This window comes from Bradyrhizobium sp. ERR14 (assembly GCF_014198235.1).
Taxonomy (GTDB): Bacteria; Pseudomonadota; Alphaproteobacteria; order Rhizobiales; family Xanthobacteraceae; genus Bradyrhizobium.
The window spans coordinates 76791-92820 of sequence record NZ_JACIHD010000012.1 but is presented as its reverse complement, the minus strand read 5'-3'; the positions used below and the strand labels follow the sequence as shown (position 1 = coordinate 92820).

13 protein-coding genes are annotated in these 16030 nt (G+C 58.2%); all 13 read right to left on the bottom strand.

Annotated features, from left to right (window positions below):
- Nucleotides 1–330 precede the first annotated feature (330 nt).
- On the bottom strand, nucleotides 331–1173 hold the full coding sequence (locus tag GGD62_RS27765) for an electron transfer flavoprotein subunit beta/FixA family protein (RefSeq protein ID WP_183257696.1): 843 nt from the start codon (nucleotides 1171–1173) through the stop codon (nucleotides 331–333).
- 569 nt (nucleotides 1174–1742) lie between these two features.
- Nucleotides 1743–3566 carry a nif-specific transcriptional activator NifA gene (gene nifA, locus GGD62_RS27760; RefSeq protein WP_183711291.1) on the bottom strand — a complete coding sequence of 608 codons (1824 nt, stop codon included), beginning with the start codon at nucleotides 3564–3566 and terminating at the stop codon, nucleotides 1743–1745.
- Between the two features lie 184 nt (nucleotides 3567–3750).
- Nucleotides 3751–4587 (bottom strand): SDR family NAD(P)-dependent oxidoreductase, encoded by an 837-nt coding sequence (locus GGD62_RS27755; RefSeq protein WP_183711289.1) that lies wholly within the window; start codon nucleotides 4585–4587, stop codon nucleotides 3751–3753.
- Between the two features lie 626 nt (nucleotides 4588–5213).
- Nucleotides 5214–5429 carry a hypothetical protein gene (locus tag GGD62_RS27750; protein ID WP_183711287.1) on the bottom strand — a complete coding sequence of 72 codons (216 nt, stop codon included), beginning with the start codon at nucleotides 5427–5429 and terminating at the stop codon, nucleotides 5214–5216.
- Nucleotides 5426–6532 carry a nodulation protein NodZ gene (locus GGD62_RS27745; protein WP_283813334.1) on the bottom strand — a complete coding sequence of 369 codons (1107 nt, stop codon included), beginning with the start codon at nucleotides 6530–6532 and terminating at the stop codon, nucleotides 5426–5428. The genes GGD62_RS27750 and GGD62_RS27745 overlap by 4 nt, the downstream gene beginning before the upstream one ends.
- Nucleotides 6533–6689: 157 nt before the next feature.
- Nucleotides 6690–8729: a carbamoyltransferase gene (locus GGD62_RS27740; protein ID WP_183711375.1), complete on the bottom strand. Its 2040-nt coding sequence runs from the start codon at nucleotides 8727–8729 to the stop codon at nucleotides 6690–6692.
- 321 nt (nucleotides 8730–9050) lie between these two features.
- Nucleotides 9051–9839: an ABC transporter permease gene (locus GGD62_RS27735; protein ID WP_183711285.1), complete on the bottom strand. Its 789-nt coding sequence runs from the start codon at nucleotides 9837–9839 to the stop codon at nucleotides 9051–9053.
- Between the two features lie 3 nt (nucleotides 9840–9842).
- Nucleotides 9843–10763 carry a nodulation factor ABC transporter ATP-binding protein NodI gene (nodI, locus tag GGD62_RS27730; RefSeq protein ID WP_183711283.1) on the bottom strand — a complete coding sequence of 307 codons (921 nt, stop codon included), beginning with the start codon at nucleotides 10761–10763 and terminating at the stop codon, nucleotides 9843–9845.
- Nucleotide 10764: 1 nt separating this feature from the next.
- The gene (gene nodU, locus GGD62_RS27725; protein WP_183711281.1) at nucleotides 10765–12474 is read right to left on the bottom strand and encodes a nodulation protein NodU; all 1710 of its coding nucleotides are present in this window, start codon (nucleotides 12472–12474) and stop codon (nucleotides 10765–10767) included.
- A 13-nt stretch (nucleotides 12475–12487) separates the two neighbouring features.
- Nucleotides 12488–13117, bottom strand: coding sequence for a nodulation methyltransferase NodS (gene nodS / locus GGD62_RS27720; RefSeq protein WP_183711279.1), 630 nt, complete (start codon nucleotides 13115–13117; stop codon nucleotides 12488–12490).
- Nucleotides 13118–13128: 11 nt separating this feature from the next.
- Nucleotides 13129–14502: a chitooligosaccharide synthase NodC gene (gene nodC, locus GGD62_RS27715; RefSeq protein WP_183711277.1), complete on the bottom strand. Its 1374-nt coding sequence runs from the start codon at nucleotides 14500–14502 to the stop codon at nucleotides 13129–13131.
- 17 nt (nucleotides 14503–14519) lie between these two features.
- Nucleotides 14520–15179: a chitooligosaccharide deacetylase NodB gene (gene nodB / locus GGD62_RS27710; protein ID WP_183711275.1), complete on the bottom strand. Its 660-nt coding sequence runs from the start codon at nucleotides 15177–15179 to the stop codon at nucleotides 14520–14522.
- Nucleotides 15176–15808: a NodA family N-acyltransferase gene (locus tag GGD62_RS27705; protein WP_183711273.1), complete on the bottom strand. Its 633-nt coding sequence runs from the start codon at nucleotides 15806–15808 to the stop codon at nucleotides 15176–15178. Before GGD62_RS27705 ends, nodB begins: the two co-directional genes overlap by 4 nt.
- Nucleotides 15809–16030: the final 222 nt, after the last annotated feature.

Here is a 16030-nt window from a genome sequence, read left to right as displayed (position 1 = left end):
TCCCGATCGCTGACGTAATCCGTCTTCGCTCGTGACAACTACGCGAGGAGCGGTCGCCTCAACGCCGTCGAACACGACCATAGATCTGGACGCATGCGCAGCCCTTTGTCGATGCGCCTGACAATCGCGGTCAACTCCGGGGATCGATCGAGGCCATAACGTGGTCTACGGAACATGCGGTCCCAGGTGATCGCGAGCAATCGAAAAACGCCATGGACAGAATGCGAAGGTCGCCGGCTGAGATTCCTACCTACATCATCGCGCTCACTGGACGCGGGTGCCTCATGGTGTTGAGACATCCTCGGACCGTTACGATGAGGTCTCTCCAGATCAAACGTCGCGGACAAGTGCCGCAAGATCGGCTTCGAGCTTCGGTTGGTGCTTGAAAATTGCGTCTATCAACGCCGGCGCCGGTTGTTCGGCTGCCTCGACCAGCTCCGCCTTCTCAGCCCGCGCAGAGGGAGCGAACACTCGCTTGACGACGGTCGGCGATCCCTTGAGGCCGCATTTGGAGACGTCTTCGATACCGGCATCGTTTGCGCTCCATTTCACGATTTTGGCACGCGCGGCACGCAAGGCATCCTCCATCGCGCCGCGCCGAATCTGATTCGTTGCCTCCAGCATGGTGATGAGACAGGGTAGCCTCGTGTGCAGCACCTGGACACCGCCTTCGGAGCGTCGTTCCGCTTCAATTGTATGGGCGGCGAGATCTAAGGATCTGACTTTCGCAACGTAGGTCAGTTGCAATACGCCCAGCCGCTTTGCGATGCCGGGCCCAACCTGCGCCGTATCGCCGTCGATGGTCTGCTTTCCCGTGAAGATGAGGTTTGTCTGGCCATATTCCTTACCAATTTTTCGAATGGCTGTTGCAAGTGCATACGTTGTGGCCAGGGTGTCGGAGCCCGCAAAGCAGCGATCGGTGAGTAGGACGCCGCGATCGGCGCCATAAGTCAGCGCCTTTCGCAAAGAATCTTCCGCCGATGGCGGCCCCATTGTAAGCACGGTAATTTCGCCGCCAAACCGATCGCGCAGCTCCAGCGCGGCCTCGAGCGCGAAGAGGTCATACGGGTTGATGATGGTCGGCACTCCCTGACGCATGATTGTATTGGTGACGGGGTGCACGCGGATCTGCGCTGAGTCCGGAACCTGTTTGATGCAGACGACATTGTGCACGGTGTTGCTCCAAAAGCTGCGACAGCTGCGGAGAGCACAGCAAGTGTTGTACCATCGCGCGCCCTTTTGGAATTGGCTTGCCATCACAGAGGCTTAGACCGGGTGATGCGCCCCCTCTAGCCCGCTTGCCGACGAAGGAATGCTAACATAGTCAGGACTGCGACAGCGCTGTTCCGCAGGGCACGCCAGCTGAGTCGGGCCAGGACAGCTTGCGACAGATTACCGCCGCCAATCACCAGCGGGTGGCCGACCGGTTGACGTTCAGCATTGCCGCTCACTGTCCGATCTTGATCGACGGATAGGCATGACGCTTTAGATGTTCAGCAGCTGTGCGCGATTGCATGGCCCGCAGGTGACGCTCAGTATGTCATCGCGCGCAAGTCGTCTCTCATCGAACCAGGCAAGCCCGCCTTTCGACAGCAGTCCCGCAATCGGGCGCGGTGCCTTCGCTCGGGGTCAAGTCGCCCCCCGAGGGCGGACCCATTTCCTTCAGATTGCGATCAGATTGCCCATCGGAGATCGTCCTCATAAAGCTATTTGGCGGTATCAGTTCCGACCGATGTCATCGTTCAGAAACGCTTTATCTCGATTCCATATTTCCTCAGCGCGTAGCCAATCTGGCGCGGCGTTAGTCCGAGCAGGCGCGCTGCTTTTGCCTGCACCCAGCCAGACTTTTCCATGGCCGCAATCACCCGTTCGCGATCGGCCATCTTCGCGCCACTAACGAGAACAGTGCCAGGAGGCCCCAGTGAGGCCAGCTCGCCGCTGACAGACTGGACCGGCTGGGTCGCTTGAGCTAGCGGAATGGTGGACTTTGCGGGCACCGATGCCAGGGGTGCGGGCTGGTCTGGTCTCTCATCTGACGTGCCTTTCCACAGCATCGCAGAAAGACACTGGCCGTGGCAGCATGCAAAGTCACTTCTCACGATCGATGATCCGGCGCACAGCGTCGCTGTCCGCTCGATGCAGTTCTCGAGTTCGCGGACATTCCCCGGAAATCCGCAGTTCATCAGTACATCGATCGCACTCGCCTCCAACGTCAGAGTACGGCCGTTCTCGTTATTGAATTTTCTGAGGAACTCCCTGGCAAGCAGCGGAATATCACTGCGTCTTTCGCGCAGCGGCGGCAACAGTAAGGGAACTACGCTGATGCGATAGTAAAGGTCCGCGCGGAACTCGCTCCTTGTGACAGCCTCTTCAAGGTTCTTGTTGGTCGCAGCTATCACTCGAACATCGACCTTAAGAGTCTGGTTGCTGCCGACGCGCTCGAACTCCTGCTCTTGCAGAACGCGCAGCAACTTCGCCTGGAACGGAGCTGAGATCTCGCCGATCTCGTCAAGAAACAGCGTTCCTTTGTCAGCAAGTTCGAAGCGCCCCTTGCGCGCGCTGAACGCACCGGTAAAGGCGCCTTTCTCATGTCCGAATAATTCGGATTCCAGGACGGTCTCAGGAAGCGCCGCGCAATTCAGCTTAACGAACGGGCGCCTGGCGCGGGACGAAGATTCGTGAATGGCCTTGGCGACGAGTTCCTTTCCGGTACCGGATTCACCGCGCAGCAGAACCGTGCTGTTAGATCTGGCTACAACCGCAATCTTCTCGAGCAGCCCGCGCAACGCCGGACTGTCGCCAATGATCCCATGGGCGTGTAGCTTCTTGCGCTCCCGAGCGGGTGGCCTAAATTCTAGTACTTGCTTTTGTAGCCGGTCTTTCTCCGCCATCAGTCGTTCGCGATCGCAGGCGAACAAGCGATGTAACTTCACTGTTTGTCCCACCAGGTTGGCGATCATGGCGAGCAGCTGCGCATCGTACTCGAGCCCGAGACTCGACGTATCGTCCCGGATACGGTCGACCGTCAGCGTACCCACGACCTTCGGATCAATACGAATCGGAACCCCGATGAACGACACTGGCATATCATCAGAGGCGCCGAGCACTTCCCGGTCGGTAGCGCTGAATACTGGCTCGGCGGCCACGTTTTCGACGACAAGAGGCCTGTCCGTCGCGATGATCTGGTCGATTGCCTTCCGCGGCAGTCGCATTCGGTAACGTTCGTCGCTGCCTTCGCTCCAGCCGGCGCCCACTGTAATGTCCGGCATGCCGTCGTCGTCGAACAGTGAGACGATGCCGTGTCGCATCTGCACAAACGATTGCAGAAGACCAACAACGTTGGCCAACGTGACTTCGAGCCGACAAGGAGCGGTGAGTATTTTCGATATTTCGAAGATGCCGGTCAGCGCGCTCTCACGCAACGGCTCCCCCGAGAGCTTACCCTCCGGCTCAGATTGCGAGGTAGGTCTTTCACGTGAGGAAGGTATATCCAGCATGAGGCGGCCTCCGTTCTCTTGATCATCCTCCCTGGTACCTTGTCCTGGTTGGCGAGCTTCGTTTTGCATGTCACTCTCGATCTAACGCCGGTGTTGACGAGATGACATAGAACCGTGACATCTTTTCATGGCACGACAGTAAACTTACAGTGTGCCTTCATTGCATTTTTACGGATTGCGTGCGCGTCGTCAGCGAAGAACGCATGTACCGCTGTTGCAGCTCACGTCAGCTGTGTCGCCAAGGCCGGCCGATTCACAGATGTTGCCCACCATTGATTGGCACCTCGGCCCCTGTGACATAGCTCGCCGCATCCGAGCACAGGAAAAAGATGACCTTGGCCACTTCATCCGGGGTTCCCACTCTGCGCAGCGGGATATTTGGCACGAGACGCGCTTCTGTGTCGGGCGATAACATGTCCGTCCTGATTTCGCCGGGCGCGATCGCATTCACGCGAATGCCATGCGGCGCATAATCGTGGGCCATTTCGCGTGTGAGGCTCGCGAGCGCAGCTTTCGACGTGGCATAGGCGCTGCCCGCAAACGGGTGCACCCGCGAGCCCGCGATCGAAGTCACATTCACGATCGACCCTGACGCGGCTCTTAGCTCGTCAAACAAACCCTGCGCCAGCAGGATCGGGGCCACCAGATTGAGATGGAACACACTCATCCAAGTCTCGATTGACGTCGTCAACGACGTCATCCGATCGCCAGCGGGCGTTTTCGGCGAGACACCGGCATTGTTCACGAGCGCGTGCAAAGGTGCACCGGCCAATCGTTTCTTGACCTCAGTGATCGCGCGCGGCAGCATTCGATGATTGCTGAGGTCGATCTGGACATGATCCTCGTTCCCTGCCTGCCAGGGGCATCGCTCGCCGTCGAACGGCTGACGCGCGCAAGAAATGATGCGCCAGCCCGCCTCCGAGAACAGCTTGGCAGTGGCATGACCAATTCCGCGCGATGCTCCGGTGAGCAACATCGCCTTCTGTTCTCCGCCATGAACACGGGCTTTGTCGGCCTGAAAGGGGCAAGCTAAATGTGTTTCGGGCAGCGGGCCTCTGATTAGATCGTCATTTGGCAGATCCAGACCCACGCCCGCCTCCTCTCCTGATGCGCGCAGCACGCGTAGCAGGATTTGGGCCACTGCGATGCATGTAAATCCGCTTTCGTTTTGCGTCCTAGTGTCGCGCACGCGGAATGTTTGGCGGGCTCAAGACACGGCGCGTGTGCTTTGTGACAGCGATGGTGCATCAGCTACGTAATGTCGCGAGCACACTCGCCTGCGTCAAGACAAAGCTACGAGCCGCGCTCTCTTTCCTGATCGCACAACCGGAAGAGCCAAAAACATGGCCATCGCCTCTCGTCGAGGCAACGATCGATCAGGATAGCGGCCGCCGCCAGTAGCCGCTTCAACTCGAAAGCTGACGTTACCAGCTTCGTACGTTAGATTCGCCGGCAGCTGACGCCGACTTCATCGCGCCCCGCTCTGCTGTGTCCGGCACTGGCACATCGCCGGGCGGATTGATTCCCGGACCACGACCTGGCGTACTGAATGTTTCTTCAAAATAGTGGATCTCGAGAGCGCCCGTTGGCACCAGCGAGTACAGACCGCCAAGACGGAACTCGCCGGCTGAACGGAGACCCCTTTCGGTATGTTCATCCGCGATCGACCACCGATTAGCTTCGACTTTGGACCCCCGAGGCGATGACGAAGACGTGTTACACCTGTTTACCGCGGCGGCCGCACGTAAGCTCATTGTTGTCGACGTCGAGCTTCACCGGAAGACATTCGTACCCCGCGTCGCTCTGTTCTCCGGTGGAAGTTCGGGACAGAGCATCACCTTGAACAGGCAATTGCCGGCCCGAAAAGATCTGCCAATACTGCTGGATGCAAAAAGCGGCAATCAGATCGATCAGGCGAGCTACGAATTTCATAAAGCCACGAGCTCTTGTGGGGATTCTTCAATCAGGATCAATCGGCTCGGATCGCTCAAATCGAATTCGATCACGCGTGGGGCAAAGAGACGCGCATAGCGCGTGAAGGCGCTCGTCGGGGGAAAACGGATCACGGTGTCGCAGCGCGCAAGGAGATACATATCGATGAGGGCGGAAAAGCCGCCCTCGGCTCCGAGCGCGGCGTTGTGCAATGGGCCGGCCTGAGGTGCCTGGAACCGTTTTGGGATCGTGAAAACATCGGGAAATATAGTCGAGACCTTCTCAAGGACGAGCGCGCTGTCCGTGCACAGGAAAGCCCTTAGGGGTTTTGCGTGGGGTAACACCCTGGCCTTATCGATGGCATTACAGACCTGGCGCAAGGCGCGCTCCGGGTCAGCCCAATAGGGAGCATGCCCCATAATGTCCTCGCCGTTGCCATGCCGGACATGAATGCCGATCACGCTGTACGGCTCAAAGTGCTCCTGGTAGATAGCATCAATCCGAGCCTGAATTTCAGGTCGTGGCTTGATGCTCCGAAAGATCTCTCGTTCGGCCTCCTGATCGCAGCGCCACATCAGACACGCATCACACACAACCGTGTTAGCGTCACTATCTTTGTGACTTTGGAACAGTCGATCGAGTTCGTCGCGCTCCCTGAAAATCTGCTCGTCCGGGCGATAGACGCAATCGATGGTTGGCTTGTTCCACCATGTCGGGAAGAACGGTCCCGGAAATGAACACTGATTGATCTTGTCATCGCAAATCACCCGCACGCCAGTAATGTCTTGAACCGGTTCGAAGAAGACTGGAAAGGCGTTGGTGGATGGCTCATCGAGATAACAAGATCCCCGCCAATCGATGGCTAGCGTCCGTCCTGTCTGCTTTGCAAAACGCCAGGCTGCCGCCAGTGACCACAGGCAGTCGCCGAACCCCGTGCGTCGCCGGGAAACTACGAACCTATCATTCTTCGAACCGCTCTGCATTGCCTCTTCCCGGGCTCCTGGTTGGACAAGAGACGTCATTGCAGACATCTCACGTATCATCTTGTCCGACGTCACGGTCTGAAATTGCGGTGCCGGCGAGCTGCGTCGGTAGAACTTCATAGCAGCGCTATCCGTGATGGGCAGCGTTCTCGCAACACTTTCCGTTTTTTCTCGAGCGGTGTTGCGTCGACGTGCCCGATTTCAGTCGGATGGCCGATGCCCACCCGTGCGTCGGATGGCCTAGCCTCCTCACATGCAGGCATCGGCATGGCCATGCTCATGAGTTCCGACTATGTTCGCTTGGCACTTTATTACAGCCGCAAGCCGCGCGCGGCGGATGCAGCCGAACGCCCCGCAGCTCCCACACGAGCCGCAGTTCCTTCACGAGATCTTCACGCTTGGCCTGGTCCAGCATGGTTGCGTCGAGAAGCCCGCCGAGCGGCGCCTCGCCCTCGATCCGCATCAAGATCTCGAAAAGCTCATGTGAGATACGCGTACTATCGTTGGCGGAATGTCCCGTGCGGATCTCGCAGACCGTTTCTTGACGATCGGGCGCTGTGTGGGAACGAACACGATGAAGGGATGCATACGGCGGCAATGAAACGCCGAGTGCACTCCAATCCTGCAGTGATGCTGGTCGCTTCCTGACGAGGAACGGCCCAACAACAAGTCCGTCCAGGTCAGTCGTCAAGAACGTGGTGATCGCATCTGACACGGACTCCACGATCGGCTCGGCATTGTTGTTAAATGAGGTATTTAGAAGAACTGGGATGCCTGTTCGCCTCTTGAACGCATCAATTACATCCCAATAGGTGGGGTTTGTCTTGCGCGATACTGTCTGCAGCCGAGCGGTCCCATCAACGTGCGTGATCGCACCGAGCACGTTACGCTTGGCTTCACGCACACGAACCACGAAGTTCATGAAGGGGAGTTGCCGCGTGCCCTCCGGGAGCTCAAAGAACTCCCTTGCATCCTCCTCCAGTACAGATGGCGCAAAGGGGCGATAGCCCTCGCGCTTCTTGACCATCGCGTTGATGCGGTCCTTGTTTTCCGCAGGCCGCGGGTCCGCGAGAATGCTGCGGTTACCAAGCGCACGTGGACCGAACTCAGAGCGGCCCTGAACCCAGCCGATTACAGCGCCATTTGCCATCCAGTCTGCCGCACTGGATGCTATGTCATCACTTCGCTGAATGTCGAGGTGGCCTGACCATGCGTTGAGCTCATGCTCTACGGCTTGCTCGTTGCCGAGATCGGGCCCCCAATAAACGTCCGGCAGTCGCTCGCGCGGCGCCGGCTTGCCCAGCTCGTTTGACACCATCAACGCAGCGCCCAGTGCGCAACCGGCGTCGTGCGCCGCGGGTTGAACAAAGATGTCGTCAAATAGCCCGGAATAAAGCAGCTTACCGTTCAGCGTGCAATTATGGGCTACTCCCCCAGCCAAGCACAAGCGTGTCATGCCCGTCGCTTCACGATGGTGCCGCAGGATGTGAAACACGATCCGCTCCAGCGCCTCCTGCAGCGAAGCGCTGACATCTCGATGCTGTTGGGTGAACGGCATTCCTTTTCGCCGAACCTCGAGCTTGCGGACCAGGGCCGGACCGATCCGATCCAGGTGAACGCGATAGCCACCGTTTTCCAGCAACTCGTAGAACTGCGTGAAGAGCTCGCGATAGGGAGCGGGATCACCATACGGGGCAAGCCCCATCACTTTGTACTCGTCGAACAACCCGTAGCCGAGATATCGGATCGTCTCGAGATAGAACAACCCCAGGGAGTTATGTTCCGGGAAGGTTGCTAGTTGTGCAATTTCGCTGCCAGACCCCACTGCCAATAAGCCGGAGAGAAAATCGCCACCGCCGTCGATCGCAAAAACGAGACTTTGCTCGAAGCCGGACATGGCAAACGCGCTCACGGCATGCGCTTCGTGGTGATTCACGAAGGAAAGCCGCGACGGATCGATCTCAGCGCCGAACTCCCGTGCCAGCAGCTGGCGCAGCAACAGTTTGGCGTCCAACGGAACGGGCTGAGAAGCAGAAAGACGCTCGAGCATGGTATTGCAGTAGGCTTCAGTCGCGTAGAACGCGATACGGTCGATCTCACCGAGCTCAACCCCTGCGGTAGAGAGGCAGTACCGGATCGAATTGCTCGGGAACTTGTTGGAGTGCTTGACGCGGTTGAGGCGCTCCTCTTCGACAGCAGCAATCACGCGGCCATCCTGCACAAGAACCGCAGCGCCATCGTGCAGAAATGTATTCGGCAGCTCCGGCGAGCTTTCATAGATTCTGTCAAGTCCGCCACTCACTCCCAGGCACAACATCCAGTTCTCCATATGATCATGCCGAGAACGCCAACTGCGTCCCACCTATCTAATCTTTACTGTCACGCTCCGTCGGTTGCGCGGGTCAGACAGCACAACACAACTTTGCAAAGTCCATCTCGGCGCCTAGCGACTGGCGCTCAGAAAGTCCGGTGCTGGCGTCCGCACCGATCGACCGAACAGGCGGCCGTAGACCTCGCTCGATCTGGGCCTCTTAAGGCCATTGCAGCAGTTGCTGTGAGACCAGGTCATCCCGAGCTACCGCAGAACGCATCGTGACATTGCATCGATGTGACTTTCTCCATTTTCGCTGAACTCACGTCAACGCATCAGCCGGCGACGAAATAGTGCTGTCGACGCGAAGAAGGGCAAGACCGCGTAAACGCAGAGCGCACCTACGTGCAGGGCAGCGCTGTCAGCGCCACGCTCAAGCATCGCTGGGCGAATAAGGTCGACCGAATGTGCGAGAGGCAACAAGCTGGCGAAATGCTGAAATGAGCCGGGCAGTTGGCTCGTCGGAAAGATGGCGCCACACAAAAACACCATAGGAGTGAGGACAAGTGTCTGGTAAAACACGAAGTAATCGTAACTTGGCGCAAGAGATATGACGACCATCGCCATGCTGGCGAAGACAAGGCCAGTAAGGGCGATTGCTGGCATCGCATACAGAATGGATGGCCATGACGCATAACCCAGCGTGGCAGCGACGATCCAGATCGCTGTTCCGGCCAGAACGGACTTACTGGCCGCCCACACCAGTTCACCCAGAACGATGTCGCCAAGCGTGAGCTGAGTGGAGAGGATTGCTTCCCAGGTGCGCTTGGCGTCCATGCGTGCAAAGGCTGCATACATGGTTTCAAAGGTCGCGGACGTCATGGCGCTGGTCGCGACCATGCCTGCCGCCAGGAACGCGATGTACGACGTCCCCTCAACGCGCCCCACGATCAGTCCAAGGCCAAAGCCGAGGCCAAACAGATTGGTTATAGGATCTGCGAGGTTGCCGAGAATCGATGCAAGTGCGACTTTCTTCCATGCTAGGAAGTTTCGACGCCATACCGCAACCCAATTGTACGCGTTAGCTGGCATCACCGCCGCATAACTTTCACCCATCGCTCACTTCTCCATCTCGCGCCCGGTCAACCGCAAAAACACGTCTTCGAGATTCGGGGGGCGCTGCAGAATACGAAGGCCCGCTCGCCCGCGCAGTTTCACGCGTACCTGCTCCGGATATGGCGCATAACAAAAGAGCGTCTCACCACTCACTTCGATGTGCCGTGCATGCGGCCTGATCAACTCGCAGAGCTGATGTGGATCACCGCCATAGATTTCGACCACGTTACAGCCAATATGCTCATCGATCAGGCCGTCCGGCTTGCCTTCGGCGATCTTGCGTCCACCCTCGAGGACACACAGCCGATCGCACAGACGTTCGGCCTCTTCCATGAAGTGAGTGGTCAGGAGAATCGTCTTGCCCCGCCCGAGCAGAACTCGCAGACGTTCCCAAATCAGGTGGCGGGCGTGCGGATCCAAACCAGTCGTCGGCTCGTCCATCACGAGCAGATGCGGGTCATTGATTAGCGCACGCGCCAGCGTCAGTCGCCGTTTCATACCACCGGACAGCTCGGCGACGCGCGTGTCCGCCTTGCTTTCGAGGCGTGCAAACTCAAGCAGCGAGGGGGCGACCGCCTCGATCTTGCGAGCGCTCATGCCGAAGTAGCGGCCAAACACCAGCAGATTCTCTCGTACGGTGAACTCCAGTTCAAGGTTATCGAACTGCGGCACCACGCCGATGCGCACACGCGCCACACGAGCGCGGGAAGGGACAGGCTCATTGAGCACCGTAATCTTGCCTGCGTCCGGCGAAATCATACCGAGGAGCATACGGGCAATCGTACTCTTGCCAGCTCCATTCGGCCCGAGAAGGCCAAAGCATTCTCCGCGCACGACAGAGAACGACAGCTCATTGACGATGATCTTATCGCCAAATGATTTTCTCACGCCGGCAAGGTCGATCGCTACCGTGGACATGTTCATCTTAGGCTGAAAGAAGTCGTTCAGCAGACGATGGCTTCTTAACGACCGTTTTGGTCCAGAGCTGGCCGTCGCACCACACATGCTCAACACGCCCCCATTGGCAAGCCGCGGCAGCATCCGGGAAGAATCCCCGTCCGTGGAGGTTCGCGCTCGTGTTGCAGAGCAGCGGAATCCCCGTGAGTTGCTCAAATTCGACGAGAAGCGCGGCGACCTTCTGCGGAGAGTTGCGGGAGATTGTCTGCAGCCGCGCCGAGCCGTCAAGATGGACCACAGCAGGGATCTTGTCGCGCCATTCCGCCCGGGTCTGGTGATCGAAAAGCATGTAAGGATCTGGCGTACCTGGGCTGAAAATTTCTGGCGCCCGATCCTCCAGACAGATCGGCGCCACCGGCCGGAAGTGCTCGCGACGCTTGATGTCGTTGAGATGATCCTTCATTGCCGGGGAGGTCGGCGCTGCAAGAATGCTTCTGCCGCCCAACGCCCGCGGCCCCAGCTCGGCGCGCCCGGAAAGGAAGATGACCGGCTTGTTGTCGGCGAGAATCGCCGCAAGTTCACGCAGACTGCATGGCGCCGCCTCCCAATCCGGCGGAAGCTCGCTGTCCTGCAGGTCCGGACCACTGTAAACTGACCATTCCAATGGCCCGAAGCCATTTTGCGCCGCCATCGCGCCGCAAGCAGCGCCGATTGCCGAGCCGCTGTCATTCGGAAACGGCGGCACCCAAACGTCATCGAACAATCCCTCCGCACGAAGCGCGCTGTTCCACTTGATATTGAGACCGCAACCTCCGGCGATACATAGATTTCGCGCTCCCGGAAGCGACGAGTGTCGCAACAGAACCAACGCCATTTCCTTGACAAGAAGACGCTCCACGAACACATGAAACGACGCAAGGACGTCCTCCGCTCGCTTGGCCGTCAGGCGCAATGCGCTTGCCTCGAAGAAGTCGTGCATAGCTGCGAGCGACAATTCCGCATTGTTGATGTCGGCGCGGTAGCGACGAGCCTGCTCCGTGTCATCGGCGAAGCGCTTTTCATAGAGCTCCTGAAACACCGTCACGATGCTTTCGTCGACAGAGCCAAGCGCGATGTAAGCCATCAGCTTGCCGGCGATGCCCAAATCCCAATTGGAGCGGTTCGGCTGCCTATAAGGGCCGAAGTGAAGGCCCGCGGCAGCATAGGCGTGGCCGATCATCGGAAATAGGGATGCAATGAGCCGTGCCCCCCGAGGCTCGACATAGTAAAGACGTGGAAAGATGCAGCCGTCCCATACCAGACAGAACGCGGGTTTTCCCGCGCTGGCAAAGGGACTGGTGCTATATGCTGACGCGACATGGCCCGTGACGTGCGGGTAGCTCTTATATGTAAAGGCCTTGCCTCCGAGGATCAGGCCAAAGCCGTCGACGGAATCAAGAACGCCCTCAGCATGGCGCTCGACATATGGCGCCCCTTTCAGCGCGATCGGCACAGCGCCACTTAGGACCTGGAACTGCGACTCAATCTCTCCATCCCAGCCGTCGATCACGAACTGATCGATATCCCGCGGATCCAGGCCATGCTCCGCCAAGGCGAGCACGACTGCATCGAGATTCTCGATGGATTGATATCGTGGACTGTTGCCGCGCTTCTCTTGCTCGGTGCAAAAGACAAGCTGCCCGTCCTCGACGACAGCAATTGCCCCGTCATGTGTTAACTTGATGCCGCAGATGCGCATACGATCCCCTGGTCTAGTGACCGACGTTTGATTGTTCTGACGAATGACCCGGCTTCCGGAACCGGACGATCAAGCAGTCTTCGTTGACCGATTCGGTGTGGCAATGCAGGCGCTCGACCTCCGACAGGCTCTCGTTGAAGAGAGCGATCACCGTTTCGGCACCAGCAGCATGACCCCATCGTTGACATGTGGCATCACGTGCGGACCCGAAAATCAGAGCTCCATTTGGCGCAAGCATACTCACCAGGTTGCGGATGGCCGCATGCATCTCGACAATGTCCTTGAGGTAGTAGAGAACCTCGGCCACTACAATCAAATCGAACTGCTCAGTGGTCGAGAACCGTTGAATGTCGCAGGTCACCCACGTGATATGTGACCACTTCCTGGTCCGTCGTCGCGCTCGATCGATCGCCTGCGGCATGACATCGACCACCGTGAGTCGCTCGCAAAGCGGCGCCAGCATCTCCGTGAATGCACCGGCTGCACATCCTACTTCGAGGGCATACGCAACATCTCCATCGCGATGCGACATCCGGAGCATTTGCGCGTATCGCTCCTGCTCAAACGAACTACTGTCGAGGCGCCATGGATCGTCGAAAGCCAACTCTCGCTCTAGCAGCTGATGATTTGTGTCCAGGGTCATGAGCCAATCACCTATTTGAAGGCAGTCGAACGGTCGCGACCGCAAACACTCTTCTTCGCCGCCAGGCTCGATGGACGTTGCGAAACCCCCGTCTTACGAATTGTGCTACACACTCCCCCCATACTTGCAGGACTTCGTCCAGCGCTCGGCTGCAGGATGACCGGCTCCTTTTCCCCTTCCGACACGTTGGCGACCTTGCGCGATAGCCAATCACTGTTGCTCAAGGTACAAAGCGCATAGGCTTTTAGAGGAAGTAAGAGAAAGATATTGATCGGTGTGTGGAGCGAGAAGCCCAGAAACCGCACTTCGCGAGCACGAAGGGATGCCACACTGCACCGGACCATCGTCATTGCTGCAATCGTCAATCCCGTCCACCAGGGTACCGAACCGCCGATTACGAGCTGCGCGAGCGCAGCCAGTGATGAAAGGGCGAGAAGCAACGGGCCGAGATTTTGCCCGATAACATCTAACGTCAGATAGCCATCGAGCTCTGGCAGCAGACGCAACGCAAGAAACGTGTCCCGAAAGGTACTGCGCGCCCAGCGGAGTTGCTGACGCAGATATGGCCCAAGGCTGTCAGGGACGACTGTTGCTGCGATGGCGTCCGGGACATATTCGGTGCGGAACCCCGCCTTGAGCATGAGGATGGTTAGATGGCGATCCTCACCGAAATCGCTCGGCTTCCCGCGAAAGAATTGCGCTTCGTATTGATCAAGTAGCAAAGCGAGCGCGGAACGACGATACATAGCACATGGGCCGCAGCAGCACATGACCGCACCGAAACGAGCTTGCGCCGCACGCTCTTCGTTGCACGCCAACCAGTATTCCATATCGATCAGCCTGGTCAACCAGGTTTCGCTGCGATTGCTCGCTATCAACTGACCCATGGCCGCACCGACTTGCGGGTCATGCATCTTCAATACAAGCTTCGCGACAACGTCAGCGGCAAGTATCGTATCCGAGTCGACGTTGAGAACCAGGTCACCGGATGAGCTGCGTATTGCGGCGATCTGCGCTTTGCGCTTTCCAACGTTGTTTGCCAGCAAGATGATGCTGAACCTCGGATCGTTGGCATAGATTTTGTGTACAGGCGCGACAAGGTCGCGATTTGCAGATCCGTCGTCGACCACATAAACCTGCATCTTTCCGGTGTAGTCTTGGCTCGCAAGCGACTCCAGACATTCGGCGAGCGTGATTGGATCCTCGTTGAAGCACGGCACGATGACGTCTACACTGGGAAGGGGCGCCTCCGATCGCCCCAGATTGTCCTGCTGCGATGAGTTCATCGCCGGTCTGGCATAAAGCGCTTGCGCGCTCTTGTAGATAGTCGAGAGCAATGCATAAGACGAAACGGCGACAGCACTGGTGGTAGCGAGAATGTCCATAGGGTGCCAGTTTTTGTTCAGTGAAGTTGAGGGAGCGGACGGATTACAAACCCGCGCCGTTGTAATGCGGGAATCAGATATGACAGCGCCATCGTGGTCTGATCACGCAGCGTGGCATCAGTGCACAGCCTCTCCTCTTCAGGAGGATATCCGTCGTGCAGGAGAACAATTGCCCCCGGGCGAATGCTCGCCAGCACTGAACTCACAATTCTATCAACTCCGGGGCGAGACCAATCTCTCGGATCGACAGACCAGTGCACAGCTGTGAGACCAGCGCTCGCTGAGATAGCAAGCACATCTTGTGTCCATATGCCGTAAGGTGCTCGCATGTACCTGGGCGAGGCCTGCGGGCAAGCCAAACGGATTGCCTCGCTCGCCGTCAACAGTTCGTCGCGAACCTCCGCAGGTACGCATCTGGATAGATCCGGATGCGTCATCGTGTGGTTCGCAACCTTATGCCCTTCCGCAATCATTCGTCGAATGAGTTCAGGTTGGTCGGCCGCGTACATGCCGATCACGAAGAACGTCGCCGTAACCCGATGTTGCGCCAGCACATCGAGCACTTCTGGCGTACAAGATGGATTTGGCCCATCATCAAAGGTCAAATAGACAGGGCGACTTCCGCTCACGTCAGCGTAGTCGCAACGGACAGCCGATGGGGGCATAAGCCCGTTCACAGCTCAGGCCCGTTCCGATCGATGATCGTCCCGGCCGGCCACTCGCTCATCGAGCGTCCAACCGGGAAAACCACTACGATCACGTCTTCGATCCGGATCGGCGGCAAATTGGGATAGACATCCGGATGCGTGGAGCGGACGCGAATGCCAGACATGAGTGTTGCGAGCCCCTGCCTTTCGACCAGTCGGGTCATATGTTTCTCAAGCGCAGGCCTAACCGTGCCAAAGCCGAATGGAATCCCAAGCTCCTGCAGCATGGGATACATCACGCGCATTGCATGGCTGACTCCCAGGCCTTCAAGATCCGGACGCACCGCGTATAACCCCAGTTCGCCCACGAGAAGATCGACCCCACCAACATTGATGAAGCGGCGTAGTAGCCCGAGGTGAGCAGCTATCCCGCGCGCGTCGTAACCGATTACGCGGACCTCAGGTCTTGCACCGGCCCAACTTCGGTTGCCCTCAAATGGCTGCGCATTGAACGCACCGGTCGGCCCGTAACTCTTGCGGAAGAACTCGGCGAGTTCGGCATGATCGGCGAGTTGCAATTCGCTTTCCCAGCGACGACTCCACTGCACTTGAGCGCGTGCAGAAGGAGTTTCCGCAGTCGGGGATACGGCAATGTTCATGGCGAGCTTCCTTGCGCCGATGGAGTTATGAGCGGAGATGGTCACGTGAACTCGCTAGTCGCTGAACCGCTGATCAATACTGAACTGAGCTGCCATGACCCGTCTGAACGCGGCACTCCTCGCGCACCGCCCCGTGCGCTTTCGCTCGCGACGAAGCGATCTCATGGTTCGCACTCGTCATCCGGCCAATGCCCTGCGCGAGATATCCCGGGAGATGCCGAC